The 24,438-nt window shown below is 68.0% G+C and carries 23 protein-coding genes and 1 pseudogene; 11 read left to right on the top strand and 13 right to left on the bottom strand.

Annotated elements, in window-relative coordinates; genetic code table 11:
* Nucleotides 1-66 precede the first annotated feature (66 nt).
* A complete protein-coding gene (locus LX88_RS13685) occupies nt 67-1,236 on the bottom strand; it encodes a glycosyltransferase 87 family protein (RefSeq protein ID WP_258948124.1) in 1,170 nt (389 codons plus the stop codon).
* A 156-nt stretch (nt 1,237-1,392) separates the two neighbouring features.
* On the opposite strand from LX88_RS13685, the gene LX88_RS13680 reads away from it, so the two are divergent.
* Together LX88_RS13680 and LX88_RS13675 are read left to right on the top strand one after the other, a co-directional pair.
* Nucleotides 1,393-1,977: a DNA-binding protein gene (locus tag LX88_RS13680; RefSeq protein WP_258948123.1), complete on the top strand. Its 585-nt coding sequence runs from the start codon at nt 1,393-1,395 to the stop codon at nt 1,975-1,977.
* 28 nt (nt 1,978-2,005) lie between these two features.
* Nucleotides 2,006-2,662 carry an RES family NAD+ phosphorylase gene (locus LX88_RS13675; protein ID WP_030466547.1) on the top strand — a complete coding sequence of 219 codons (657 nt, stop codon included), beginning with the start codon at nt 2,006-2,008 and terminating at the stop codon, nt 2,660-2,662.
* 678 nt (nt 2,663-3,340) lie between these two features.
* Here LX88_RS13675 and LX88_RS13670 read toward each other — a convergent pair.
* Entirely contained in the window at nt 3,341-5,200 is a 1,860-nt protein-coding gene (locus tag LX88_RS13670) for a S9 family peptidase (protein WP_258948122.1), read from the bottom strand.
* Nucleotides 5,201-5,289: 89 nt separating this feature from the next.
* On the opposite strand from LX88_RS13670, the gene LX88_RS13665 reads away from it, so the two are divergent.
* Nucleotides 5,290-6,492 carry a metal-dependent hydrolase family protein gene (locus LX88_RS13665; protein WP_258948121.1) on the top strand — a complete coding sequence of 401 codons (1,203 nt, stop codon included), beginning with the start codon at nt 5,290-5,292 and terminating at the stop codon, nt 6,490-6,492.
* Here LX88_RS13665 and LX88_RS13660 read toward each other — a convergent pair whose 3' ends face one another.
* Entirely contained in the window at nt 6,493-7,503 is a 1,011-nt protein-coding gene (locus LX88_RS13660; protein WP_258948120.1) for a TerC family protein, read from the bottom strand.
* Nucleotides 7,504-7,860: 357 nt separating this feature from the next.
* Between LX88_RS13660 and LX88_RS13655 the strand changes: the two genes are divergently transcribed.
* The 3 genes from LX88_RS13655 to LX88_RS13645 are packed head-to-tail and all read left to right on the top strand — an operon-like array spanning nt 7,861 to nt 11,811.
* A complete protein-coding gene (locus LX88_RS13655) occupies nt 7,861-10,707 on the top strand; it encodes an alpha/beta fold hydrolase (RefSeq protein ID WP_258948119.1) in 2,847 nt (948 codons plus the stop codon).
* On the top strand, nt 10,700-10,888 hold the full coding sequence (locus LX88_RS13650) for a hypothetical protein (protein ID WP_258948118.1): 189 nt from the start codon (nt 10,700-10,702) through the stop codon (nt 10,886-10,888). Before LX88_RS13655 ends, LX88_RS13650 begins: the two co-directional genes overlap by 8 nt.
* A complete protein-coding gene (locus LX88_RS13645) occupies nt 10,885-11,811 on the top strand; it encodes an ABC transporter permease (RefSeq protein WP_090067790.1) in 927 nt (308 codons plus the stop codon). Before LX88_RS13650 ends, LX88_RS13645 begins: the two co-directional genes overlap by 4 nt.
* Here the strand turns inward: LX88_RS13645 and LX88_RS13640 are convergent.
* Nucleotides 11,808-12,200 carry a VOC family protein gene (locus LX88_RS13640; RefSeq protein WP_258948117.1) on the bottom strand — a complete coding sequence of 131 codons (393 nt, stop codon included), beginning with the start codon at nt 12,198-12,200 and terminating at the stop codon, nt 11,808-11,810. The genes LX88_RS13645 and LX88_RS13640 overlap by 4 nt on opposite strands.
* A gap of 56 nt (nt 12,201-12,256) precedes the next feature.
* On the opposite strand from LX88_RS13640, the gene LX88_RS13635 reads away from it, so the two are divergent.
* Complete coding sequence (locus LX88_RS13635; RefSeq protein ID WP_258948116.1) at nt 12,257-12,637, top strand: VOC family protein; 381 nt, start codon at nt 12,257-12,259, stop codon at nt 12,635-12,637.
* Here the strand turns inward: LX88_RS13635 and LX88_RS13630 are convergent.
* The 4 genes from LX88_RS13630 to LX88_RS13615 form a co-directional block, all read right to left on the bottom strand.
* Nucleotides 12,634-12,984 (bottom strand): MmcQ/YjbR family DNA-binding protein, encoded by a 351-nt coding sequence (locus LX88_RS13630; RefSeq protein ID WP_090067783.1) that lies wholly within the window; start codon nt 12,982-12,984, stop codon nt 12,634-12,636. The genes LX88_RS13635 and LX88_RS13630 overlap by 4 nt on opposite strands.
* 7 nt (nt 12,985-12,991) lie before the next feature.
* Complete coding sequence (locus LX88_RS13625) at nt 12,992-13,621, bottom strand: MarR family winged helix-turn-helix transcriptional regulator (RefSeq protein WP_258948115.1); 630 nt, start codon at nt 13,619-13,621, stop codon at nt 12,992-12,994.
* A 361-nt stretch (nt 13,622-13,982) separates the two neighbouring features.
* Entirely contained in the window at nt 13,983-16,145 is a 2,163-nt protein-coding gene (gene uvrB / locus LX88_RS13620; protein WP_258948114.1) for an excinuclease ABC subunit UvrB, read from the bottom strand.
* Nucleotides 16,146-16,211: 66 nt separating this feature from the next.
* Nucleotides 16,212-17,318 carry a DUF5685 family protein gene (locus LX88_RS13615; RefSeq protein ID WP_090067779.1) on the bottom strand — a complete coding sequence of 369 codons (1,107 nt, stop codon included), beginning with the start codon at nt 17,316-17,318 and terminating at the stop codon, nt 16,212-16,214.
* Between the two features lie 50 nt (nt 17,319-17,368).
* On the opposite strand from LX88_RS13615, the gene LX88_RS13610 reads away from it, so the two are divergent.
* Together LX88_RS13610 and LX88_RS13605 are read left to right on the top strand one after the other, a co-directional pair.
* Nucleotides 17,369-17,878: a ribonuclease FAU-1 family protein gene (locus LX88_RS13610; protein ID WP_258948113.1), complete on the top strand. Its 510-nt coding sequence runs from the start codon at nt 17,369-17,371 to the stop codon at nt 17,876-17,878.
* Nucleotides 17,879-18,143: 265 nt separating this feature from the next.
* The gene (locus LX88_RS13605; protein ID WP_258948112.1) at nt 18,144-18,485 is read left to right on the top strand and encodes a hypothetical protein; all 342 of its coding nucleotides are present in this window, start codon (nt 18,144-18,146) and stop codon (nt 18,483-18,485) included.
* Here the strand turns inward: LX88_RS13605 and coaE are convergent.
* From coaE to LX88_RS13590, 3 genes and pseudogenes are all read right to left on the bottom strand, one after another.
* A complete protein-coding gene (gene coaE / locus LX88_RS13600) occupies nt 18,461-19,609 on the bottom strand; it encodes a dephospho-CoA kinase (protein WP_258948111.1) in 1,149 nt (382 codons plus the stop codon). The two genes, LX88_RS13605 and coaE, sit on opposite strands and share 25 nt — an antisense overlap.
* A gap of 5 nt (nt 19,610-19,614) precedes the next feature.
* Nucleotides 19,615-19,995 carry an MFS transporter gene (locus tag LX88_RS13595; RefSeq protein ID WP_258948110.1) on the bottom strand — a complete coding sequence of 127 codons (381 nt, stop codon included), beginning with the start codon at nt 19,993-19,995 and terminating at the stop codon, nt 19,615-19,617.
* A gap of 189 nt (nt 19,996-20,184) precedes the next feature.
* A pseudogene (locus LX88_RS13590) lies at nt 20,185-20,616 on the bottom strand (MFS transporter); the annotation flags it as partial.
* A 51-nt stretch (nt 20,617-20,667) separates the two neighbouring features.
* Here LX88_RS13590 and LX88_RS13585 point away from each other — a divergent pair.
* Nucleotides 20,668-20,997, top strand: coding sequence for a MerR family DNA-binding transcriptional regulator (locus tag LX88_RS13585; RefSeq protein ID WP_258948108.1), 330 nt, complete (start codon nt 20,668-20,670; stop codon nt 20,995-20,997).
* Here the strand turns inward: LX88_RS13585 and LX88_RS13580 are convergent.
* Nucleotides 20,945-21,565, bottom strand: a complete 621-nt coding sequence (locus LX88_RS13580; RefSeq protein ID WP_258948107.1) for a hypothetical protein — start codon at nt 21,563-21,565, stop codon at nt 20,945-20,947. The genes LX88_RS13585 and LX88_RS13580 overlap by 53 nt on opposite strands.
* Nucleotides 21,566-21,923: 358 nt before the next feature.
* Nucleotides 21,924-23,414 (bottom strand): 30S ribosomal protein S1, encoded by a 1,491-nt coding sequence (gene rpsA, locus LX88_RS13575; RefSeq protein ID WP_090067771.1) that lies wholly within the window; start codon nt 23,412-23,414, stop codon nt 21,924-21,926.
* Between the two features lie 182 nt (nt 23,415-23,596).
* On the opposite strand from rpsA, the gene LX88_RS13570 reads away from it, so the two are divergent.
* The gene (locus LX88_RS13570; RefSeq protein ID WP_258948106.1) at nt 23,597-24,430 is read left to right on the top strand and encodes a class I SAM-dependent methyltransferase; all 834 of its coding nucleotides are present in this window, start codon (nt 23,597-23,599) and stop codon (nt 24,428-24,430) included.
* The last annotated feature ends 8 nt before the right edge of the window (nt 24,431-24,438 follow it).

Raw genomic sequence — 24,438 nt, 5'->3', positions numbered from 1 at the left:
GCGCGCCGGCGTTCGTGATCACCATCGGCGTGTTCGCGATCCTGTGGGGCGTGGTGCTGGTGCTGTTCAGCCTGCGGTCGAAGCAGCTCGACGGCGGTCTCGCACCACGCGCACGGCAAGCGTGACCAGCACGGCGACCCCGATGAACACGTAGAGGTTGCCGATCACCTGCTGCCACCACGACCAGTCGCGCTCGACGTCGTTGTCGCGGGGGAACAGCCAGTGCGGCCCGATGGCGAACACCGCCACGACCGCCCACGACGCCCAGTGGCGGCGCAGTGCAGGCCGTGAGAGCAGCACGAGCGCGGGCGCGATCCACACCCAGTGGTGGCCCCACGACACGGGCGAGATCAGCAGGCCGCCGATCGCCACGACGAAGAACGCCTCGATCTCGCCGAGCTGCGAGGCCAGCCACCACACCGTCGCAACGACCAGAAGCGCCAGCACGAGCCACACGCCGACCTGGGCGCCGTTCTCCAGGCCGAAGCGCGCGAGCGTGCCGCGAATGGCCTGGTTGGACGCGTAGGTGAGGCGGCCGACGCGGCCCGGGTCGAGCAGCGCGTGCGTCCAGTACTCCTTCGCGTCGCCGAAGGAGACTAGGAATCCCACCAGCACGAAGAAGAAGAACGACCCGATGGACACGAACACGGGCTTCCACTGCCGTCGCGCCACGAAGAACAACGCGAAGAACGCCGGCGTCAGCTTGATCGCGGCCGCCAGTCCGATCAACGCGCCGCGCGGCCACCAGCGGGTGCGTTCGAGCAGGCAGTCGGCCATCACCAGCAGACCCAGCAACAGGTTGATCTGACCGAACCACAGCGTCTCGCGCAGCGGGTCGAAGATCGACGACACCGCCGCCGCGCCCAGCCCCCACTTGACCGCGTCCGGACCCCAGCCGACCACCCGTCCTGCCGCGATCAGGCACAACCCCGTGAGCATCGCGAGGTTCGCCACCGCCACCGCGAAGATCGCGACACCCAGCGGCACGAGCGCCAGCAGGCTGAACAGCACGGCCGCGATCGGCGGGTACGTGAAGGGCAGGTCAGGCCCGCCGAGCGGTTTGGCGAAGCCCTCGGCGTAGAGGGGGATGTCCTTCAGGAACGCCGCGCCGCCGTTGCGGTAGACGCGCAGGTCGAGCGACCACCCCGGCGGGCGGAGCATGACGTAGGTGAGTGTGGCGACCATGACGGCGGACCACGCCACCACGACCCGCTTGGCGGTGCGGTCGAGCTGCATCGGGGAATGGTATCGATGTGCCACATGAGGCCCATGTCACCGGTCCGGACCGGTGATTCTAACGTAGCGTCGTCATGTGAGCGCACAACGTCAACCGTTCCTGTTTAGACCGTTCGTAGGGCGCACAGATGCGCACGCACGGGCTATTCTGTGCGCATGAGTCCAGCCTTGGAGACGGTGCTGGCCAAGGCCGGCCTGCAGGTGAGTCCCGACGAGTTCCTGGCCCTGGTGTCCGACGCGGCACGCAGGCTGGCCCCGCCACACCCGGAACCGGCCACCTACTTCACGCCGGACCAGCAGGCGGCGTTGACCGACGTGGGCCTCGACCTCTCGCCCGCGGGCCCCGGTGACGCGAAGCCACGCACCCGCACGGTCGTGGCGCACGCGGTGCTGCGCGACTCGGCGCTGACCGTGAACGAGGCCGCCCGCCAGCTCCAGGTGGACACCAGCCGCATCCGGCACCGCCTCGGCGTCGGCAGGCTCGTGGGCTGGAAGGACAGGGGCAGCTGGCGCCTGCCCGCGTGGCAGTTCGCGGGCACCGGTGTCCTACCGGGCCTGGAAACCGTCCTGGCGGACATCCCGACGGACCAACCGGCACTCGTGGTAGCCGCGTTCATGACCACCCTCCAGGAGGACCTGCCCGTCGACGGCAAGCCCGCGACCCCGCGCGACTGGCTCCTCGCAGGAGGAGACCCGCGCCGAGTCGGCACCCTGGCCTCCACGCTCGGCACACCTGCCTGAGCTTTCCCGAACACCCGACAGGACCCGAATGTCACGGCTTCCGCAGCCGCCTGCCCCTGCCGTGCTCCAAGCGCACCTGCGCCGCACCGAGGACGTGGTGGCGGTGCACCGGGCGACCCGCCTGGTCCGCGTCTTCACCGCGAAGGGCTCACACCCCCAGCGCTGGAACACGTTCCGCTACACGGGCCCACTCCCCCACGCGCGCTTCGACGCACAACAACCGGCCGACGACGGCAGCCCGGTCCAGGACCACGAGAACGGCGTCCTGTACTTCGGCCTCTCCGTCCGCACGTCGATAGCGGAGGTCTTCCAGGCGACGTCGATCGTGGACCGCCGCACCCGCTCGCCGTTCCTGGTGGTGCTCCGGCCTCGCCGTACTTTGCGGTTGCTGGACCTGGGCGGGTTGTGGCCCACGCGCGTCGGGGCGTCGCAGGAGATCTCGACCGGACCGAAGCTGGTGACTCAGGCGTGGTCGCGGGCGATTCGTGCGGCCTACCCGGAGTTGGACGGGCTTTGGTACCGGTCTTCGATGGACTCCGGGGATCCGGCGATCTGCCTTTGGGACCCGCCGGGTGCCTCTGGGTTACCGGCCGCCCCGGACGTGTTGCTTCCACTCGACCATCCGGGTCTCGATCTGCCGTTGGCGCGCGTGTGCGAGGAGCTGAACTACACACTGCTCGGGTGACAGCTTGCATGATCGCGAGTTGTCCACAGGCAAACAGTTCGCTGACCTGCGGCGATCCGTCTCGGGCTAGCCTGTGGACAGAGCGGGAACCAGATCGGAGGTTCGCGCGTTGCGACAGGAGGAAGCGCGCGGGGGAGCCTGGCTGAGCGGTCGACCAGCTCTGTTGTAACTGGCGAACCGGTGCGGTGCTTCAGTCTCGGCTACGCGATCTGGACGTGCGGGAGGCGGAGAACCGGTAGGACCTCGCGGCGTTCGACGCCGGTTTCTGCCTGCGCAAGAACTTTTGGCACGCTTGAAGGGGTTCACGTCGGTCGAGTTCGGCCAGCTTCCACCGCACGTCTGCGAGGTGGCACGCTGCAGCGCTTTCAGGCTCACCAACGCATCTTCCCGTGCGTAGCGCATCAGCACGACGACCGAGCGTCAGGTGCGCATCACCGATGCGCTTCAGGCCTCCGCCTCTCCGGGCACAGGTAGCGCCGGCCGAGCAAGCAGCGCTAGTGGCCGCCACGAGAAGCTCTACGACTCCCGTGACTGCCCCAGCAGCGGCTCCCCCAGGTCGACCAGAGCGCCGACCTCAGGCAGGGGTCGACCAACTGGCAGAACAGGGCGTCCTGCGTCCAGATCAGCTGACCGCGGGAGGCTGCTCCGGCGGAGATCGGAGCAGCCTCACCCGGCAGGTCAGGCCTTGAGGTAGCGGTCCCACCACTCCAGCACCGCGTCGAACCGCTGCTTCCGGTGCCGCGGCTGCCCAGACCGGGTCAACTCGTGCCCCTCCCCCGGGAAGATCAGCATCTCCGTCTCCACCCCGCGCCGCTTCAACGCCACGAACATGCGCTGCGCCTGTTCCAGCGGGCAGCGCCAGTCGTGCTCGGAGTGGACGACTGCGAACGGCAGGTTGATCTTCTCGGCGTAGGTCAGCGGTGACATCGCGCGCTGCGCCTCGGGGTCGGTGCCGCAGTAGGCGTCAGCGAAGAAGTAGCCGATGTCCGAGGAGCCGCCGAACGAGTCCCAGGCGTTGACGGCGCGTTCGCTCCAGGCCGCCTTGAAGCGTTCGCCGTGGTGCGCGGACAGCCACGAGGTCATGAAGCCGCCGTAGGAGCCGCCCATCACGCCGACTCGTTCGGGATCGCAGTCCTCACGGGCTAGTGCTACGTCCAAAAGGGACAGGACGTCGTCCACGTCCACCGTGCCGAACTTGCCGATCACGGCTTGGCCGTGGGCTTGGCCGTAGCCCGCCGAGCCGCGTGGGTTCGGGAGCACGACGGCGTAGCCCGCGGTGGCGTAGACCTGGGCCTCGTCGAAGAAACCCCAGCTGTGGTACATGAACGGGCCGCCGTGCACGGCCATGACGACCGGGTGCGGGCCGTCGCCTTCGGGCAGCACGAGCCAGCCGTGCACCGGGTAGCCGTCGGAGGCGGAACCGGAGAGCTCGACCACTCGGCGGGCAGGGACCGACGAGAACGCCGTGCGCACACCGGTTCCGACGAACTCGACCTGGCCGGGACTGTCCGGGGTGGACACGACGGCGACCACAGTGGACCCGTCGGTCGCGAACGAACGGACGGCTGCCGAGGAACCCGCCAGCACCTCGCCGGGACCGCCGTCGAACGGGATTCGCTGCAGTTCCAGGGCGCCGCGGTTGCGCACGACCAGGAGCACGCCCGACGAGTCGGCGACGGGCTGGCCCGAAAGCCTTTCCACGTCGACGGTCTCGACGTCGGTGAGGCGGACGGGAGCGGAACCGTCCACCGGCGACTTCCACAGGCCGTGGTTGCGCGCGACCGCCTCGATGCCGGTGAACTCGGTGCCCAGCCAGTAGAGCGAGCCGTTGGCGACGAACGGCATCGAGACTTCGCCGGCGCCGCGCACCAGCAGTGAGACCTCGCCGCCGGCGGCGGGAACCGCGTACAGGTCGGAGTGCAGGGTCTCGGAGACGCCGAGGTCGCGCGGGGCGACGAACACCAGCGTCGAGTCGTCGAGCCAGGCCGGGTCGGAGACGTCGTGCGCGCCGTCGGTGACCTCGGTGACGACACCGTCCAGGTCGACGACGTGCAGGCGCGGGCGGCGGTCGGCGAGGAAGCCGACGTCGTCGACGCGGTAGTCCAGGCGCGTGATGCGGCGCGGCGCCTCGGACTCCGGGCCGTCGTCGGTGGTCCCGTAGCGGCCGGCCTCGGGCACTCGGGCCACGAAGACGAGGCGCGACGAGTCCGGCGACCACACCGGGGCACCGGCGCCGAGCGGCAGGTCGGTCAGCCGGCGAGGCTCGCCGCCGTCCACCGGAACGACGTAGAGCTGCGGCTTCGACTTTCCACTGACGCGCAGGAACGCGACCAGCTTGCCGTCGGGAGAAATGCGCTGCGCATTGTCACGATCACCGTGCGTCCACGGTGTTGTCGTGCCATCCGGGAACACCCGGTGCAGACCGCCCCGGTAGGTGTTCTTGTCGAGGTCGGGCGTGGTGATGCTGACCAGCACCAGGTCTCCGGACACGGCGACGGTGCCGGGCGTGGTGAGCAGCTGCAGGTCTTCAGGGCGCACGGCGTGGACGCTAACAGAACTTGTTAGCAACGCTCAGAGTTATTTGTTGACCGATCACAAAAATTGACTCAGCGCATAGATTCCCGCGTATGACGCGCATCGTGTTCTCTGGGGGCAGGGTCTTCACCGGCCGGGCGACGGAGCCCGGCGACGTGGTGGTCGAGAACGACCGCATCGTCGACGTCGGCATCGGGCTCGACGGCGACACCGTGGTCGACGCGACCGGCCACACGATCCTGCCGGGACTGTTCGACTGCCACGTGCACTTCATGTTCAGCGGCGCCGACCTGGTGCGGTCGCTGAACACGCCGTTCTCGCTGCCGTTCTACGAGGCGATCGGGAACATGAAAGCGACGCTGCAGTGCGGCATCACGACGGTCCGCGACGCGCTCGGCGCGGACCTCGGTGTCGCGGAGGCGGTGCGGCGCGGTCTGGTCCAGGGCCCGCGCATGCAGATCGCGGTCAACATGGTCTCGCAGACCGGCGGCCACAACGACGACTGGATGCAGTGCGGCGCCCACATCTCGCCCCCGCTGCACCCCGGCCTGCCGGACACCGTCGCCGACGGTCCCGAGGAACTGCGCAAGGTCATCCGCACGCTGGTCCGCCACGGCGCCGACATCATCAAGATCGCGTCGAGCGGCGGCGTGATGTCCCCGCGCAGCAACCCTCGTCACGCGCACTTCCGCGACGAGGAGATCGCGATGATCGTGCAGGAGGCCAACGCCGCGGGCATCGCGGTGATGTCGCACGCGATGAGCGGCGACGGCATCCTCACGGCCGTGCGCAACGGCGTGCGGTCCATCGAGCACGGCGTGTTCCTCACCGACGAGGGCGTTGAGGAGATGCTCAAGAACGGCACGTGGCTCGTGCCGACGCTGATGGCTCCGCGCATGGTGCTCGACCAGGCCGCCGCCGGCATGGCGATCTCGGACGTCATCCTCGACAAGGCGAATGCCGTTGTCTCGCAACACTTCCAGGCGTTCCAGAAGGCGTACGAGGCGGGCGTGAAGATCGCGATGGGCACCGACTCCGGCGTCGGCCCGCACGGCGACAACCTCAACGAGCTGACGCTGATGGTCGAGTACGGCATGTCCCCGGCCGAGGCGCTTTACGCCACCACCAAGTCCGCCGCCGAGCTCATGCGCCTCGGCAACGAGATCGGCGAGCTCGCACCAGGCAAGCTCGCCGATCTCGTACTCGTGGAGGGTGACGCCGAACAGCACGTGAAGGCCGGAACCCTGAAGCAGGCCGTCCGCGCCGTCTACCAGAACGGCGTCTCCCCGTTGTAGCTAGTGGTTGGCGTCCGCGTCGGCGCCGATGTGCTTCACCGAATCCGGGTCGCGACGCACCTTGAGCAGGCTGGCGATCGTCGTGATCGCCAGCACGCCGATGATCACCGACAGGGAGACCTCGATGCCGATCGTCGGCACGTGGAAGGGCTCGCCGCCGTTGAGGAACGGCAGGGTGTTGGTGTGCAGGGCTTCGAGGATCAGCTTGATGCCGATGAAGCCGAGGATCACCGACAGGCCGATCGACAGGTAGACGAGCTTCGCGAGCAGGCCGCCGAGCAGGAAGTACAGCTGGCGCAGGCCCATCAGCGCGAACGCGTTGGCCGTGAACACCAGGAACGGCTCCTTGGTGAGGCCGAAGATCGCGGGGATCGAGTCGAGCGCGAAGAGCAGGTCGGTGGAGCCGATCGCGACCATCACGATGAACATCGGGGTCACGAAGCGCTTGCCGTCGATCTTGATGAACGACTTGGAGCCGTGGAATTCGTTGGTCACCGGGAAAACCTTGCGCACCATGCGCAGCATCAGGTTCTCCTTGTAATCCTCTTCCTCGTCGTGGGTCTCCCGCGCCAGCTGCCAGCCGGTGTAGATGAGGAACGCGCCGAAGATGAAGAAGACCCAGCTGAACTTGGCGATGAGCGCCGCGCCGGCCGCGATGAAGATGCCACGCATGACGAGGGCGAGCAGGATGCCGATCAGCAGCACCTTGTGCTGGTGGATCGCGGGCACCTTGAACGTCGTCATGATGATCAAGAAGATGAAGAGGTTGTCGACGCTCAGCGAGTACTCGGTGATGTACCCGGCGAAGAACTCCGTCGCGTACTGACCACCTGAGAAGTACCAGATGCCGAGGCCGAAGACGGCGGCCATCGCCACGTAGAAGATCACCCAGCGGGCGGCTTCACCGATCGTCACCTCATGGGGCTTTCGATCGACGATCACCAGGTCCACGGCGAGCAGAACGAGCAGACCACCGATCGTCGCGATCCACATCCATGCGGGGACGTTCACAACCCAACCTCCGGGATTCTCAGCGCATGCCAGATAAACCCGGAGGTCTCCTCCGCCGCCGAGATGATCTCTCGAACGACCAACGGCACCGGGAGCTCCACGCCGAGCTCCGTACTGACGACACCGCTGCTTAGGGAGTACTCCCCTCCATGCTGCGTCAATATTGTGCTCTACGAGGAGCGGTTAGCGCCACACAGGGTGAGCAGACCCACGCGACCAGGTGCGATGGGAATACCCAGCGTGTCGTTCGGGTTGAGCAGACCACTACCTGAAGCCCTGCTGAAGATCCACTGATGCTGAGACCGCCGCCGGATCCCGACAGGACGTTCTCAGCAAAACTCGCATATCGTCAGCGACGTGTCCCGCCTCTCCCGCCTTCGCGGCAGGTGGACGATCCCCGCATTGATCGTGGTACTCGCCCTCGTCGCAGGTGGCGTGTACTTCACTCGATCCGGAGACGACCCCGTAGCCGTTTCCTTCAAAGAAGCGAACATCGACGCACCTGAGAGCGCTGACAGCGCCCAGACGGTGACGATCGAGACGCGCCTCTACCTCCCACAGCAGACGCCCGCGCCCGCGATCATGCTCGCGCACGGCTTCGGCGGCAGTTTGCGCAGCGTGCACACGCAGGCCGAGGAGTTCGCCCGGCGCGGATTCGTCGTCCTGACGTGGTCCGCACGTGGTTTCGGCCGCAGCACGGGCCAGATCGCGCTGAACTCCGTCGACCGCGAGGTCCGCGACGCGCAGAAGCTCCTCGACTTCCTCGGCACACGTGACGAGGTGGAGAAGGACAGCGGAGGCGACCCCCGCGTAGGCGTGACAGGCGCGTCATACGGCGGTGCGCTGTCACTGCTGCTCGCGGGCGTCGACAAGCGCGTCGACACACTCGTCCCCGTCATCACCTACAACGACCTCGCGCAGGCGCTGCTGCCGAACTCGGCGCTGGCGACACCGCGAGCGGACGCCACCCCGTCCGCCACGGCGTTCGGTGAGGACGGTGTCTTCAAGCGTTCGTGGGCGGGCATCTTCTTCTCCGCGGGCATGACGTCGATCGACCTCTCGTCGCCCACGGGTGACGCGCCCGAGCAGGGCCAGCGGGAACCGAGCCAGAACTCCGTGCAGGCACCTCAGCAGCAGCCAGGGGGCAGTTCAGGCGCCCAGGGCCAGCAGCCGCCCACGCCGTCACTGGGCGCGTGCGGCCGCTTCACGCCCGAGGTCTGCGCCGCCTACACCGAGGTCGCCACCAAGGGCCGTGCCTCGCAGCAGACGCTCGACCTGCTGCGCAAGTCGTCCCCGGTGGCCGTGACCGACCAGATCAAGCAGCCGACGATGCTGGTGCAGGGCGAGCAGGACACCCTGTTCGGCCTCGACCAGTCCGACGCCACCGCGCGCCAGATCGCCGCGGCCGGCGCCCCGGTCAAGATGGTCTGGTACGCGGGCGGCCACGACGGCGGCAACCCTGGCACCGCGCTGCGCGGCCAGATCGCCGACTGGATGGACTTCCACCTGCGCGGCAAGGGCACCGATCCCGGTACGGGCTTCGAGTACACGGTGCAGGGCGCGTTCCGCTCGTCCGGCCAGCCGTCGCTGCGCACGGTCGTGGCGCCGTCGTACCCCGGTCTCGCCCAGGGTTCCTCCACCGAGCGCAAGACGCTGAAGCTCAGCGGGCGCGAACAGGTCGTGGTGAACCCGGCGGGCGGCAACCCGGCGTCGATCAGCAACCTGCCGGGCCTGGGTTCGGCGCTGTCGCGGTCGTCGGCGATCTCGTCGCGGCTGTCGCTCGACATGCCAGGTCAGGCCGCGGTCTTCACCTCGGACGCCCTGGACTCGCAGGTGCTGCTGACCGGGTCGTCGACGGTGAAGCTGCGCGTCGCGCGCGGTGACCAGAGCTCCGGCGAGGCGATCCTGTTCGCGAAGCTCTACGACGTCTCCGCGGACGGCACCCGCACGCTGCCCGGCTCGATCGTCGCGCCGTTCCGCGTGGCGCTGCCGCCGGACGGTTCCGCCGCCGAGGTGACCGTGACGCTGCCCGGCGCCGTCCGTCCCGTCGAGAGCGAGCACAAGCTGGCTCTCGTGGTGTCGACGACGGACCAGGCGTTCGCGAACGCCGAGCAGCCCGCCGCGTACCGGATCTCGCTGGCCTCCGACGAGATCTCGGTTCCCGTCGTGTCCGGCCGCAACGTCACCGAGGGCTTCCCGACGGGAGCCCTGTGGGGCATCGCGATCGCGCTGCTCGTGCTGATCGGCTCGGGCATCATCGCGATGTTCCGCCGCCGCATGGCGCAGGACTCCGATCCCGACCTCGCCGAAGTGCCGCTGGTCATCTCGAACCTGACGAAGGCCTACCCCGGCGGCGTGACCGCCGTGAAGGACCTCTCGTTCCGCGTCGAGCACGGCATGGTCCTCGGTCTGCTCGGCCCCAACGGCGCCGGCAAGACCACGACGCTGCGCATGGTGATGGGCCTGATTCACCCGTCCGAGGGTCACATCCGGGTCTTCGGCCACAAGGTCACGCCGGGCGCTCCGGTGCTGTCGCGCATCGGTTCGTTCGTCGAGGGCTCCGGCTTCCTGCCGCACCTCTCCGGCGCCGCGAACCTGCACCTGTACTGGGCTGCGACGGGCAGGCCGGTGAACGAGGCGCACTTCGACGAGGCACTGGAGATCGCGGGCCTCGGCAAGGCGGTGCACCGCCGCGTGCGCACGTACAGCCAGGGCATGCGCCAGCGCCTGGCGATCGCCCAGGCCATGCTCGGCCTCCCGGACCTGCTGATCCTGGACGAGCCGGCCAACGGACTCGACCCGCCCCAGATCCACCAGATGCGCGAGGTCCTGCGCCGCTACGCCGCGGCCGGCCGCACGGTCGTCGTGTCGTCGCACCTGCTGGCCGAGGTCGAGCAGACCTGTTCGCACGTGGTCGTGATGCACAAGGGTCAGCTCGTCGCCGCCGGCGAGGTGGCCGACATCGCGGCGGGAGGCGGCGAGGCGACGTTCCGCGTCGACTCCCCCTCGAAGGCAGCCGATGTCCTGCGGGGCCTCGAAGGCGTGCACGACGTGCACGAGGACGAGGACGCCGTGCACGCGTCGATGAACGGCGTCCCGCGCTCCGTCGCACTGACCGCTCTCGTGGCGGCCGGTGTGGCAGTGGACCAGGCGGGCCCGCGACGCAGGCTGGAAGACGCGTTCCTGGAGCTGGTCGGTGAATGACTTCCTGATGGCAGCGGCGTCCGCCACGGCGGACGCCCCGAACCCCGCCGCCGTCGAGGTGCTGGCCGAGGCCGGCCTCGACGTGGCGGACGAGATCGCGGCGACACCCGCGTTCGCACCCGTGCGGACCGCCAACCCGAACCGCACGAAGGCACCAACCCCGCAGGAGGTGGACCGGTGAACGAGAACAGCGTCCACACCGACCCAGGCGCGCTCAAGGACCTCACCGACGCCGCCGCCCAGCAGCACACCAAGGTGGCGCCGGACGGTTCGTCGGTCGGCTACAAGGCGCGCCGCACGCTCCGCATCCACGTGGAGCTGCAACGGCAGATCCGCCGCCGCAGGACCCAGCTCGTGCTCGCCTTCCTGGTGCTGCTGCCGTTCATCCTCGCGGCGAGCTTCGAGATCGGGCAGTCCGACCCGAACCGCCGCTCCGGCGGCTTCGTGGACCTCGCGACCGCCAGCGGCATCAACTTCGTGGTGCTCACGCTGTTCGTGAGCAGCAGCTTCCTGCTGCCGATGATCGTGGCGCTGTTCTTCGGCGACACGATCGCGTCCGAAGCGTCGTGGTCGAGCCTCAAGTACCTGCTCGCCGCACCGATCCCGAGGCACCGCCTGCTGCGCCAGAAGGCCATCAGCAGCGGCCTGCTCAGCGTCTTCGCCCTCGCCCTGCTCCCCGCGGTGGCCCTGGGCGTGGGCGTGGCCTGGTACGGCACGGGCGAGGTGGTGAGCCCGACCGGCGAGGCGGCTCCGTTCGGTGACGGCGTGCTCGCCATGGCGTTCGCCGTCATCTACATCTCGATCAACCTGTTCTGGGTGGCGGGCCTCGCGATGTTCCTGTCCGTGTCCACCGACGCGCCTCTCGGCGCCGTCGGCGGCACGGTGCTCGTCTCGATCGTGTCGCAGATCCTCGACCAGATCGAGCCGCTCGGGGACCTGCGCAACTACCTGCCGACGCACTACGCGATGGCGTGGGCGGACCTGCTCTCGACCGACATCGACTGGTCGGAGATGGCACGCGGCACGTTCTCCGCGCTCGCCTACGGCGGCATCTTCACGCTGCTCGCGGCACGGCAGTTCAAGACGAAGGACATCACGAGCTAGCTCACGCAGAACTCGTTGCCTTCAGGGTCGAGCATCACGACCCAGTGGCCCGTCTGGTCGTTGTGCTCACGCACCCGCGTGGCGCCCAGCGAAACCAGGCGGGCCACTGCGTCGAGACCCGGCCGGATGTCGAGGTGGACGCGGTTCTTCGCGGTCTTGCCCTCGGGCACGCGCTGGAACAGGAACCGCGGCCCCTTGCCGTCCGGGTCGATGATCGCCGCGTAGTCGTCCACCGAGTCGAACGGGATGTTGTTCTTCACCGCGAACTCCTCCCACGTGGCGAAGCCGGGAGGCGGCGGCTGCTGGACGTAACCGAGTGCCTGCGCCCAGAAGTCAGCGAGCTTGGGCGGGTCGGCCGCGTCGAACGAGATCTGCATTTCCGTTGCCATGCGGCCACCGTAGAGACCAATGCGGACAACCACTGTCCGGAGTAGCGTGCCCTCCCATGTCACGTCCTGTGCACTTCGAGATCCACGCCGCAGATCCCGAGCGGGCGCGGAACTTCTACTCCTCCGTCTTCGGCTGGAAGATCGAGCAGTGGGGCGACCTCCCCTACTGGACCATCGTGACCGGCGACGACGACCAGCCCGGCGTGGACGGCGGCCTGCTCCCCCGCCGAGGCCCGGACCCGGCCCCGGACGCACCGGTCCACGGCTACGTCATGACGATCGGCGTGGCCGACATCGACGTGGCCATCGCCGCGATCGAGGTCAACGGCGGCACCGTGGCCCTGCCCAAGGACAAGATGCCCGGCGTGGGCCTGCTCGCCTACTACAAGGACACCGAGAACAACATCTTCGGCATCATCCAGCCGGAAGAACGCTAGACAGCGGGCCGCCTCCCCTTGGGCAACCGCGCGACGACGGCCTCGTAGGAGCCGTCGACCAGCTCCAACAGGTCGTCGTCGGGCACAGACCCCTTGAGCGCGATGGTGTTCCAGCCGTACCGCCCGACGTACCCGCTCACCGTGACGTCACCGGGAAAGCGCTCTCGCCACACCGAGGCAGCCTCGGCGTCGGCACCGCACTTCAACCCGACGGTGTGCACGTCAAGCCCGATGAAGGCGAACGCCTTCCCGCCGACCTTGCACACCAGTTCGGTCTCGCCCCACGGATACGTCTCCTCGGCGCCAGGCTTGCCGGCGCAGTAGACGATCAACTCATCCAGTGTCACAACAGGATTATCGCGCGCCGAACACGGCAACAAAACGAGTGAGCAACCGGGCGAAAACCACCCGCTCCTCCTCAGTCCAGTCCGCCATGGCGACAGCACAGGCACTTTGCCGGGCCCGATGCAGCTCAGCGGACGTAGCCCGCCCCCGAGGCGTCCGCACGAGCAACACCCGCCGCCCATCGGCCTTGTCCGCGATCCTCGCCACCAACCCGGCCTCGACAGCACTGGTCACGAGCTTGCTGGCACGAGGCTGATCAACGTGCAAAGCCAAGGCAACACTGGAAACCGTGGCCTGAGCCCCAGTCCGTTCCGCCGTCTCCACAACATCTAGTACGTCAAACGCAGGCACAGCCAACTCGGCCAAGGCCCGACGAGACTGACTACGCCGCACAGCGATCAGCGCCTGCTCCACCGCGGCAAGGTGGGAGTCCACATCCACCCCGAGATCATGGCCGCCCACGGCCCTGACGAAAGCAGTCCGTGAACATCTCACCCCAGAGGGGGATTTACGCGCGAGGCGCGAATCGTTACAAGCGCACAGGACTACGCACCGCACACAGCGATCTAACCCACAGCATCCACATCGCCTCCACAGTGGACAGGCCAACCGCACGCGATGCCGCAGGCGAGCAGTCATTCCTCACGGGAGTGGTGGTGGCTCCCCCGTCTAGCGCTCCTGAGCTTTTGCCGCGCCGACTCCGGTGCGCTAGACGGGGGAGCCACCACCCAACGCAACCACCAACGCAACAGCAAGCCGCCCACAGCAACGGGCGTGCCATCAACCCACGAGCGGCGTGGACCGGCTCCTTTGGGAGTGCCGGGAGTCTGAGGGCAGAGCCCTCAGGGGGAAGCACTCAGCCGCAACCCGCCGCCCGCAACCCAACCACCTGCCCGGCCGCGTCTCGCAAGGCAACGCCCGCAACCCGACCACCTACGAACAACAAACAGGCAGCCGCCACGAACCAGGGGGACGACTTACGAAACCCGCGCGCCCAGGATCACTTGACCCCGGCCGCGTCCATCCCCCGCAGCTCCTTCTTCAAATCCTGAATCTCGTCCCGCAACCGCCCAGCCAACTCGAACTGCAGATCCCGGGCAGCGTTCATCATCTGATCGGTCAGCGACTGCACCAGATCAGCCAACTCGGACCGAGCCATCCCAGCCCGCTCTGCCGAAGCCACCACTCCGGAAGACCGGCCGCTCTCCCCAGCAGCTCGCTTCCCCCGCGACTGGTTCCGCCCGGACCCGCCGACCGGAACCTCGTCCTCGATCTCGGAGTACACGGCCTCCAGGATGTCGGTGATCTTCTTCCGCAACGGCTGCGGGTCGATCCCCCGCTCGAGGTTGTACGCGACCTGCTTCTCACGCCGCCGGTTGGTCTCGTCGATCGCGTGCCGCATCGAGTCGGTGATCCGGTCCGCGTACATGTGGACCTCACCGGACACGTTTCGAGCGGCACGGCCGATCGTCTGCACCAGAGAAGTCCCCGACCGCAGGAAGCCCTCCTTGTCGGCGTCGAGGATCGCCACCAGCGACACCTCGGGGAGGTCGAGACCCTCCCGCAGCAGGTTGATGCCGATCAGCACGTCGTAGTCGCCGAGACGGAGCTGGCGCAGCAACTCGACGCGGCGCAGGGTGTCGACCTCGGAGTGCAGGTACCGGACCCGGATGCCCAGCTCCAGCAGGTAGTCCGTCAGGTCCTCGGCCATCTTCTTGGTCAGCGTCGTGACCAGCACGCGCTCGTCGCGCTCCGCCCGCTCGCGGATCGAGTGCACCAGGTCGTCGATCTGGCCCTCGGTCGGCTTCACGACCACTTCGGGGTCGATGAGACCGGTGGGGCGGATGACCTGCTCGACGAACTCGCCGCCGGCCTGGCCCATCTCGTACGGGCCCGGGGTGGCCGACAGGTACACGACCTGGCCGATGCGGTCGGCGAACTCCTCCCACGTCAGCGGGCGGTTGTCCATCGCGGAGGGCAGCCGGAAGCCGTGCTCCACGAGGTTGCGCTTGCGGGAGGCGTCGCCCTCGTACATGCCGCCGATCTGCGGCACCGTCACGTGCGACTCGTCGATGACCATCAGGAAGTCGTCGGGGAAGTAGTCGATCAGCGTCGCCGGTGCCGTGCCGGGGCCACGGCCGTCGATGTGGCGCGAGTAGTTCTCGATGCCGTTGCAGAAGCCGACCTGCTTCATCATCTCCAGGTCGTACTGGGTGCGCATGCGCAGCCGCTGGGCCTCGAGCAGCTTGCCCTGGCGCTCCATCTGCGCGAGCGTCGTCTCCAGCTCCGCCTCGATGTCGCGGATCGCGCGCTCCATGCGCTCCGGGCCCGCCACGTAGTGCGTCGCGGGGAAGATCCGGAGCTCGGAGACCTCCTTCACCACGTCGCCGGTGAGCGGGTGGAGGTAGAAGAGCTTGTCGATCTCGTCGCCGAAGAACTCGACGCGGATGGCGAGCTCCTCGTAGGACGGGATGATCTCGACCGTGTCGCCGCGCACGCGGAACGAACCGCGGGTGAACGACATGTCGTTGCGGGTGTACTGGACGTCGACCAGCAGGCGCAGGAACGCGTCGCGGTCGACCTCCACGCCGGTCTCCAGCGGGATCGAGCGGTCGAGGTACGACTGGGGCGTGCCCAGGCCGTAGATGCACGACACGGACGCGACCACGATGACGTCGCGCCGGGTCAGCAGCGACATCGTGGCCGAGTGGCGCAGGCGCTCGACGTCGTCGTTGATCGAGGAGTCCTTCTCGATGTACGTGTCCGTCTGCGGGATGTACGCCTCGGGCTGGTAGTAGTCGTAGTAGCTGACGAAGTACTCCACCGCGTTGTGCGGGAAGAGCTCCTTCAGCTCGTTCGCCAACTGGGCGGCCAGGGTCTTGTTCGGCGCCATCACCAGCGTCGGGCGCTGCAGCTTCTCGACCAGCCACGCCGTGGTCGCCGACTTGCCGGTACCCGTGGCGCCGAGCAGCACGACGTCGCGCTCGCCGGAGCGCACGCGCCGTTCGAGGTCGGCGATGGCCGCCGGCTGGTCGCCCGCCGGCTGGTAGTCGCTGACCACGCGGAACTGCCCGTCGGTGCGTTCGATGTCGCCGACGGGACGGTGCTCGGAGTGCGCCTTGACGGTGCTTTCCTCTGGCGGGAGCTCGGTTGCGAAAGCCACGGGAAGCACGTTACGCCGAGGGTCTGACAATTTCCGATTGCGCCTGGTCAGACCCCCTCGAAGACCTCAGTCGCAGGGGCAGCAGTTGCAGTCGCAGTCACAGTTCGGGCCGCAGTCGGGGCCGGGATCGCAGCCGTCGCGCCGCTTGTCGCTCCACGGTCCGGGGAACGGGTCGCGGCAGCAGAACTGGCAGGTCCCGCACATGTAGAGGAACGCCCCGCAGCCCTCGAAGCACCCGCGCGGCTGTCGCTGCCAGTTGAGCCTGGGGTACGACCACAGCCCGCTGCCGGGATCCGACCACCGCGGCTTGCCCGGCGGGTAGTCGTGCCGCTTGCGCTTGCCGAACACCCGGATGATCGACTCCTCGAGCTCGTGCACCAGCAGCTTGTGCACGAGCCGCGCGTCGGTGAACTCCACGTCACCGAGCGCCAGCCTGATCCCGGCGACCGCGTCCAGGCACAGCCGGTGCGCCTCCTCGACGGGCGTCCCGGTGGCGAGCAGCGGGTTCCACGCGCCGGACGCTCGGTCCTCCTCCAGGTCCTCCACGGCGTCGATCAGGTGTGCCACCCGCCCGAACAACCGTCCCACCTCGCGCAACGGCTCCACGTTGCCGGGCCGGCCGGCGATGATCGCGGTCTGCCCGACGGCGAACGCGGTCGCGGTCTCCGTGGGTTCGGTGACCACGAGCACGGAACTGCCCAGCCCCGCGCCCGCCTCCACCTCGGGCTGGCGCCGCACCGCGTCCACCATCACCGAAGCGTCGAACCCGAGGTCGGACGCCGTTCCGAGCCCCTTGGACGCCCAGCGCTGCGCCACCGCGCGCCCCGCCCACCCGAGCCGGCCGGCGAGGCCGTCGCCGTCGTCCACGTGGTCCTGGATCTTCAACGACGCGAGCACGAGCGACACCGAGGCCGCCAGCCTCGCACCGTCGCCGATGGCCACGTCCGCGGACTTCATGCCGCGCAACGCGCACGGTCCGGCGGTCCGCCGCGAGACCCCGGACTGCGCCTCGACCGCGGCCGAGATCATCAGCCCGTCGTAGTTCGTGACGAGGCGCGAGAGATGACCGTGCTCGTCGCGCAACGACAGGCACATTCCACAAAGGTGTGACAGCCACGCGGACCGCAGCTCAGCGCCCATTCTGTTGCGACAGGGGCGGATGATCCCGAACATGCGCGGCATCCTAAGTGGCCGCGGCGCCCGGCGATGGCAGTATCGCGGACGTGGCACACATCCATCCGCCGAAGATCGAGTACTTCGACCTGGACGCCAAGAGCAACACCGACCCCAAGGGGCAGCTGAGGAGGGTCGACGAGTTCCGGCTCACACCGACCGGCCTCTACATGTTCCGGCCGCTCGCGGGGCATCCGAAGATCAGCCACTTCGAGAGCTGGTTCCTGCCGAAGCTCAACATCCGCGTGACGCGCCAGTCCTGGCACCCCGGTCATCAGCTCGACTTCGACTTCTACGTGGACGTCGTGGAGATCAACGCGATCGGCAGCGTGTGGAAAACAACCGATCTGTACCTCGACCTGATAGTCCGAACGGGCCACAGCGTGACTGTTTTGGACACGGACGAGTTGATCTCCGCAGTTCAACACAACCTGTTGTCCGCGGAACGCGCGCAATGGGCACTGGAAACCACCTACTCGGCGGTGTCCGGAATTTCAGCGCACGGTCACGATGTGGTCAGGTGGCTCACCTATTCGGGTTGTCCTACGACCTGGCGTTGATACACAGAGCGTGTTCGTCACCTGACCGTGACGTAACAAATCGACCCAGCGTGTAACTGCGAGCACATATTTGACTACGCTCGGCGGCGTGGGAGCGGTCACTACACCTCAGTTGGTCGATGTCGTCGACACCATTTCGGGCGTGCGCTCGTATTCTTCGGGTGGCTCGCGAACTCTTAGTTCGTGTTATCCCGAACGGTGGGGTCTGCGAATCGAGCACCCCACTCCGGAGGACCCGTTCTCGGACTCCGAAGTAACCTGGCTGATGCCCGAACTGGGTCTGCGCCTGACCACTCACCGCCCTCGTTCGCGGCATGCGCGCAGCAGCCCGAGCGTGCTGTCCGCGGTGCGGGTCGAGCGCGACCACCGCCACTGGCAGACCACGGATCTGCTGCTCGGCCTGGCCGTCCCCGGCGGCACCACGGCCCGCATCGTGCGCAGCGAGGACTTCGCCGCAGCAGTCGCGGGCCGCGTGCTGCGACCGGGCGACGCCGACCAGGCGCTGCGCACGGTCCACCGCACCCTCGAAGAGCTCAGCAACGTCAACCACAACCTGACGTCGTGGCTGACGTGGCACGGCATCTACGACTCCTGGCCGCCCCTGTAGGCCTCGACGCGCTGCGCGGCCGCCTCCATCCACGGTTCCTTCGCCTCACCGTAGGCGAAGGCGCCGGCGTCGCCCGCGAACCGTTGTGACAGCTCGAGCTTGAGAGCCGCGTACTCCTCGCGAGCTTGCGCGTCGTGCCGCAGCCAGTCGCGGAAGTCGACCGCCCACCGCCAGTTCGGAGCACCTTCGACGCGCAGGTGCAGGTTCACGCGCCGCCCCGGGTCGGCCCCGGCGTGCAGCCGCTTGCTCCAGTCGCCCTCACCGCGCGGCGTGTCCACGTACGGCCCCACGTACGGAAAACCGGCCTGTGCCAGCGCCTCCCGCAGATCGTCCGCGGTCTCCATGTCCTCGACGGCGAGCTGGAAGTCCAGCACGTCCTTGGCCGCGAGCCCCGGCACCGCCGTCGATCCGATGTGCTCGACGTGCCGCCCACCGGCCGCCAGGCTGATCCGGCGCGCGATCCGCCGCGCCTGCGCCGGCCACCTCTCGTCATAGGGCACGACGATCGGCGACCCGGACGCGTACGAGCCGGAGCGCACGTTCTTCTCGAATCCCACCAGCCGGTCCCACAACGCCGTGATGTCCGGGACCTCGCCGCTGTTGTCCAGCCACACGTCCGCGACGGCCCGGCGCTGCTCGTCGGTGGCCTGCGCGGCGATCCGGTTCTCGGCGTCCCGCCGGTCCATCCCGCGGCTCGTGACGAGCCGTTCCAGCCGCGTGGCCGAGTCCGCGAAGACGACGATCACCAGGTGGTACACGGCCGCCATGTCCCGCTCCACCAGCAACGGGATGTCGTGCACCACGATGGCGTCCTCGGCGGCTTCCGACATCCGCTGCCCGGTGAGCGCACCGATCCGCGGATGCGTGATCCCGTTGAGCGTCTGCCGAGCCTCCTCGGTGGCGAACGCCTTGGCCGCCAGCGCCGCCCGGTCGAGCGTCCCGTCCGCGTTCAGCACGTCCTCGCCGAACGCCGCTACGACCTCCTTGAGCCCGTCACTCCCCGGCTCGAGGACCTCGCGCGCAAGCTTGTCCGCGTCGATGACGACGGCGCCGTCGTCCGCCAGCAGCCGCGCGATCGTCGACTTGCCGGACCCGATTCCCCCGGTCAACCCCACCCTGAGCATGCCGGTCAGGTTAGCCGGGCGAGCAGGACGGACACGACCGCCGCGACGATCGCGACCGTCCCGAACCCCGTGACGGCCCCCATCGTCCCGATCACCGCGACCCCCAGTGCCGGCCCGAACTCCATCCCGGTCTCCGACACAGCCGCCGCCGACCCGGCCTTCTCGGGCGGTGCGGCACCCACTACGAGGTCGGTGCTCAACGCTATTACCGGACCCTGCCCCAGGTACACGACGACGATGCCCAGCACCACGGCGTGCGGCACGATCAAGAACCCCACCACCGCCACCGTCCTCCCCGCTCCGAACGCGACGGCGAGCCGCGGCGCGAGCACCGACGTGACGATCATGGCCACCGAAGCGGGCAACAACAGCAACCCGGCCCGCATCGGTGAAAGGTCCTGCTGCAGCTGCTGCGTGACCAACAGGTAGACGCCCGCGGAACAACGCCGTCTCGACCAACGGGTGCGCGATCCTCCGTTGCCGCCGCACGAACCACACGCCCACCGCCACCCCGGCAACCGCCGGAAGCACCTCGAAGTGCTTGATCCCATATACCGTCAGCACGGTGGCGACGAGCACGCGGCCCAGATCCCGATGGCCGCACCGCGCCGCTCCCGGAACATCGTGCTGATCAACGCCAGCGTCGACGGCATCAACGTCGCCCCGGCCACCCCCAGCAACGCCCGCGCGGCGATCAACATCTCCGCCGTGGGCGCATAGGCCGCGACAACGGACGCACCGGCGAACGCGGCCGCCCCGACGAGCAACAACCTCCGCCGCCCGATGCGGTCCCCCAACGCCCCCATCGGAACGAGCAGAGCCGCGATGACGAACCCGTAGCTGTCGAGGATCCAGAGCAACTCGGTGGGGCTGGCCCCCAAACCCACCGCGAGGTGAGGAGAAGCGAGGTAGAGGATCGTGACGTCCATGGCCAGCACGGCCGTGGGCAACGCGAGAACCGCGAGCCCCAGCCACGCCCGCACGTTCTCCGAAGATCGAGTGGTCATGATCCGACGCTGAAGTCTCACATGGGTGTGAGAGTCAAGGGGGAAAACCACATGCGGATCGGCGAACTGGCGCGACGCACCGGCGTGAACCAGCGCCTGCTGCGCTACTACGAGGAACAGGGCCTGCTGACACCGGACCGGCTGCCCAGCGGCTACCGCGTGTACGCCGACACCGACGTGCTGCCGTGCATGGGCGTGGACGGCGAACGCCTGATCGCGTCGATCTGCCCGGAACTGGTGGACGACCTGATGGCGGAACGCGACCGGATCAGCCGCTCGATCAGCACGCTGCAGGAAGCTCAGTCCGCTTCGGACGCCATCATCACCGCTAGACCGGCGGCGTCATCGACTGCGCGGCCAGCACCGGCAGGATCGCGATGAGCTTCTCCTTGGGAATGAAGTTGTTCCGGTTGCGCACCACGAACGTCGACTTCCCGAGCGACCCGATCAACAGCTGCTCGTCCTTCCCCTCGACCAACGTCCCCTTCTGCTTCCCGACGTCGACCTCGGTGATCTTGGCACCGTCAGCCCGCTCAGCCTCGACGCTCTCGGAGACACGAGTACGAGCCGTGAGGTCGTCGGTGTAGGCCGACAACCCGATGACGATCTTGGCGTCCGTCAGCCCCTTCTTGTCGGGAATCCCGTAGTAGCAATCGATCTTCCCCGTCCGCCCGATCCCCGGCTCCTTGATGCCGACGATGATCCGAGGCTCCCCGGGAAGCTCCTGCCCGAGCGTCGTGTTCATGACCTCAGCGGGCACCACGAGCTCACAGTCGTCGGGCAACGCCCGGTCCACCATGACCGGCACCCGAGACGGAGCGGTGGACGGCGTGATCCGAGGAATCTGAGGCGGCGGCGCCTGGGTCTGCGGCACGGCAGCAGAACAGGCGGCGCAAACAACCACCAGCACACCGGCACCCAGCGCCACGACGAACTTGTTCCCACGCATAGGTTTGCCAACCTACACAACAAGGTTGGGCCCCCACCACAGAGTGAACGGGCAAGCACCTGATCGCGCTACGCCGAAGGCGAGCCACCCTCCAGCACGCGAAGCCGAAGGCGAGCTGTCCTTACCGAACGGGCCGCCAACGCCACCCTCTAAGCAACAGGCAGCCGCCCAACGCAACAGGCGTGCCATCAACCCGCCCGTGGCCCCCCGATCAGATTGCCGGGGTCTGGGGGCAGAGTCCCCAGGGGAAGCACGCAACCGCAAGCTCGCCGCCCGCAAGGCGACCACCCGCCCCCCAAACAACAAAGGCCCCCACACCCAAAAGGGTGCAGGGGCCTTCGAAGGTCTAACTAGCGACTCACATGCCGCCCGACAGCTTCTCGCGGAGAGCCGCGAGCTGCTCGTCGGAGGCGAGCGTGCCACCGGACTGAGCCGGCGCGCCCACGGACGTGGAAGGAGCGTCGCCACCGGAGGTGTAGTTGCCCGCACCCTCGGCCGAAGCCTCTTCCTCGGCCTCGGCGGCCTTCTTGATCTGCTTCATGTGGGCCTCGTAACGAGTGTGCGCCTCGGCGTACTGGCGCTCCCACTCCTCACGCTGCTTGTCGAAGCCCTCGCCCCACTCCTGCGACTCCGGGTCGAAGCCCTCGGGGTAGATGTAGTTGCCCTGGTCGTCGTACTCGGCGGCCATGCCGTACTGGGTCGGGTCGAACTCGGTGTCGACCGTGAAGCCCTCGTTGGCCTGCTTGAGCGACAGCGAGATGCGGCGACGGTCGAGGTCGATGTCGATGACCTTGACCATGACGTCGTCGCCGACCTGGACGACCTGCTCCGGGATCTCCACGTGGCGCTCGGCCAGCTCGGAGATGTGGACCAGGCCCTCGATGCCCTCGTCCACGCGGACGAACGCACCGAACGGAACCAGCTTGGTGACCTTGCCCGGCACGATCTGACCGATCGCGTGGGTGCGGGCGAACTGGCGCCACGGGTCTTCCTGCGTCGCCTTGAGCGACAGCGACACGCGCTCGCGCTCCATGTCGACGTCGAGGACCTCGACGGTGACTTCCTGGCCGACCTCGACAACCTCGGACGGGTGGTCGATGTGCTTCCAGGACAGCTCCGACACGTGGACGAGACCGTCGACGCCACCCAGGTCCACGAAGGCACCGAAGTTGACGATCGAGGACACGACGCCCTTGCGGACCTGGCCCTTCTGCAGCTGGTTGAGGAACTCGCTGCGGACCTCGGACTGGGTCTGCTCCAGCCACGCACGGCGGGACAGGACCACGTTGTTGCGGTTCTTGTCCAGCTCGATGATCTTCGCCTCGAGCTCACGGCCGACGTACGGCTGGAGGTCGCGGACGCGACGCATCTCGACGAGCGAGGCGGGGAGGAAGCCGCGGAGGCCGATGTCGAGGATGAGACCACCCTTGACGACCTCGATGACCGTGCCCTTGACGGGCTCGTCCTTCTCCTTGAGGGCCTCGATGGTGCCCCACGCGCGCTCGTACTGGGCGCGCTTCTTGGAGAGGATCAGACGGCCTTCCTTGTCCTCCTTCTGGAGAACAAGCGCCTCGACCTCGTCACCGACCTTGACGACCTCGTTGGGGTCGACGTCGTGCTTGATCGACAGTTCACGCGAGGGGATGACGCCCTCGGTCTTGTAGCCGATGTCGAGCAGGACCTCGTCCCGGTCGACCTTGACGATGGTGCCCTCAACGATGTCGCCATCGTTGAAGTACTTGATCGTCAAGTCGATAGCTGCGAGGAAGTCCTCCTCCGTCCCGATGTCGTTGATCGCGACCTGCTTGGGAGCAGCGGCAACGGGGGCGGTGGTGGTGTCGGTGGACATTAGGTAGGTGGCTCCGGTACGGATTGGCATTGATTGGCTGGGTAAGTGGTGCGCGCGCAGCGACTCAGAGACCTCGAAAACCGGCACTTCTGGATCATGGGCAGCGCTAACCCACTACGCACGCGATATCGTACGCGGCTGCGAGACGCGCAAGCAAACCAGCCCCCATGTGAAGGAGCAGTGTGTCCAACCAGCACGCGAGCGCGGAGCAAGCGCTCGGCACCGCCGGCATCGTCAAGCGCGGGGCGGACGCCGCGGAGTCGCGCGTGGCGAACCAGATCTGGTGGGACGCGGACGCCGACGACTACCACGAGACGCACGGTGAGTTCCTCGGTGCGGCCGACTTCGTGTGGTGCCCGGAGGGCCTGCGCGAGTCCGACGCCCGGTTCCTGGGTGAAATCGCTGGTCAGCGCATCCTGGAGGTGGGCTGCGGCAGTGCGATGTGCGCCCGCTGGCTCAAGGACAACAAGGCCGACGTCACCGCATTCGACATCTCCGCGGGCATGCTCCGGCACGCCCGCAGGAACAACGCCGAGACCGGCATCGACGTGCCGCTCGTCCAGGCCAGCGCGGACCAGCTGCCGTTCCGCGACGACTCCTTCGACGCCGCCTGCAGCGCGTTCGGCGCCGTGCCGTTCGTGGCGGACGTCCAGGAGGTCTTCAGCGAGGTCGCCCGCGTGCTCAGGCCCGGCGCGCCCTGGGTGTTCGCGGTCAACCACCCGATGAGGTGGATCTTCCCCGACGACCCCGGCCCGCTCGGTCTCACCGTCACGCAGTCGTACTTCGACCGCACGCCCTATGTAGAGGTGGACGAGGAGGGCAAGGCGACCTACGTCGAGCACCACCGCACGCTCGGCGACTACGTCCGCGCGCTCACGAACACGGGTTTCGTGCTCGAGGACCTGGTCGAGCCCGAGTGGCCGAAGGGCCACACCCGCAACTGGGGCCAGTGGAGCCCCCTGCGCGGCAAGCTCTTCCCCGGCACCGCGATCTTCCGGACCCGCCTGACGTCGTAATCTCACGT

The sequence above is a fragment of the Lentzea californiensis genome (assembly GCF_024648825.1).
Classification (GTDB): domain Bacteria; phylum Actinomycetota; class Actinomycetes; order Mycobacteriales; family Pseudonocardiaceae; genus Lentzea; species Lentzea californiensis.
This window is presented reverse-complemented; position numbering and strand designations above follow the sequence as displayed.

Bases quoted from the DNA above. Each gene is read 5' to 3' on its own strand.
- rpsA (WP_090067771.1), bottom strand. From the start codon at position 23,414: ATGTCCACCGACACCACCACCGCCCCCGTTGCCGCTGCTCCCAAGCAG.
- LX88_RS13625 (WP_258948115.1), bottom strand. From the start codon at position 13,621: ATGACTGCTCGCCTGCGGCATCGCGTGCGGTTGGCCTGTCCACTGTGG.
- LX88_RS13675 (WP_030466547.1), top strand. From the start codon at position 2,006: ATGTCACGGCTTCCGCAGCCGCCTGCCCCTGCCGTGCTCCAAGCGCAC.
- LX88_RS13595 (WP_258948110.1), bottom strand. From the start codon at position 19,995: ATGCGGGCCGGGTTGCTGTTGTTGCCCGCTTCGGTGGCCATGATCGTC.
- LX88_RS13580 (WP_258948107.1), bottom strand. From the start codon at position 21,565: ATGCGTGGGAACAAGTTCGTCGTGGCGCTGGGTGCCGGTGTGCTGGTG.
- LX88_RS13585 (WP_258948108.1), top strand. From the start codon at position 20,668: ATGCGGATCGGCGAACTGGCGCGACGCACCGGCGTGAACCAGCGCCTG.
- LX88_RS13635 (WP_258948116.1), top strand. From the start codon at position 12,257: ATGTCACGTCCTGTGCACTTCGAGATCCACGCCGCAGATCCCGAGCGG.
- LX88_RS13685 (WP_258948124.1), bottom strand. From the start codon at position 1,236: ATGCAGCTCGACCGCACCGCCAAGCGGGTCGTGGTGGCGTGGTCCGCC.
- coaE (WP_258948111.1), bottom strand. From the start codon at position 19,609: ATGCTCAGGGTGGGGTTGACCGGGGGAATCGGGTCCGGCAAGTCGACG.
- LX88_RS13605 (WP_258948112.1), top strand. From the start codon at position 18,144: ATGCCCGAACTGGGTCTGCGCCTGACCACTCACCGCCCTCGTTCGCGG.
- LX88_RS13615 (WP_090067779.1), bottom strand. From the start codon at position 17,318: ATGTTCGGGATCATCCGCCCCTGTCGCAACAGAATGGGCGCTGAGCTG.
- LX88_RS13680 (WP_258948123.1), top strand. From the start codon at position 1,393: ATGAGTCCAGCCTTGGAGACGGTGCTGGCCAAGGCCGGCCTGCAGGTG.
- LX88_RS13640 (WP_258948117.1), bottom strand. From the start codon at position 12,200: ATGGCAACGGAAATGCAGATCTCGTTCGACGCGGCCGACCCGCCCAAG.
- LX88_RS13665 (WP_258948121.1), top strand. From the start codon at position 5,290: ATGACGCGCATCGTGTTCTCTGGGGGCAGGGTCTTCACCGGCCGGGCG.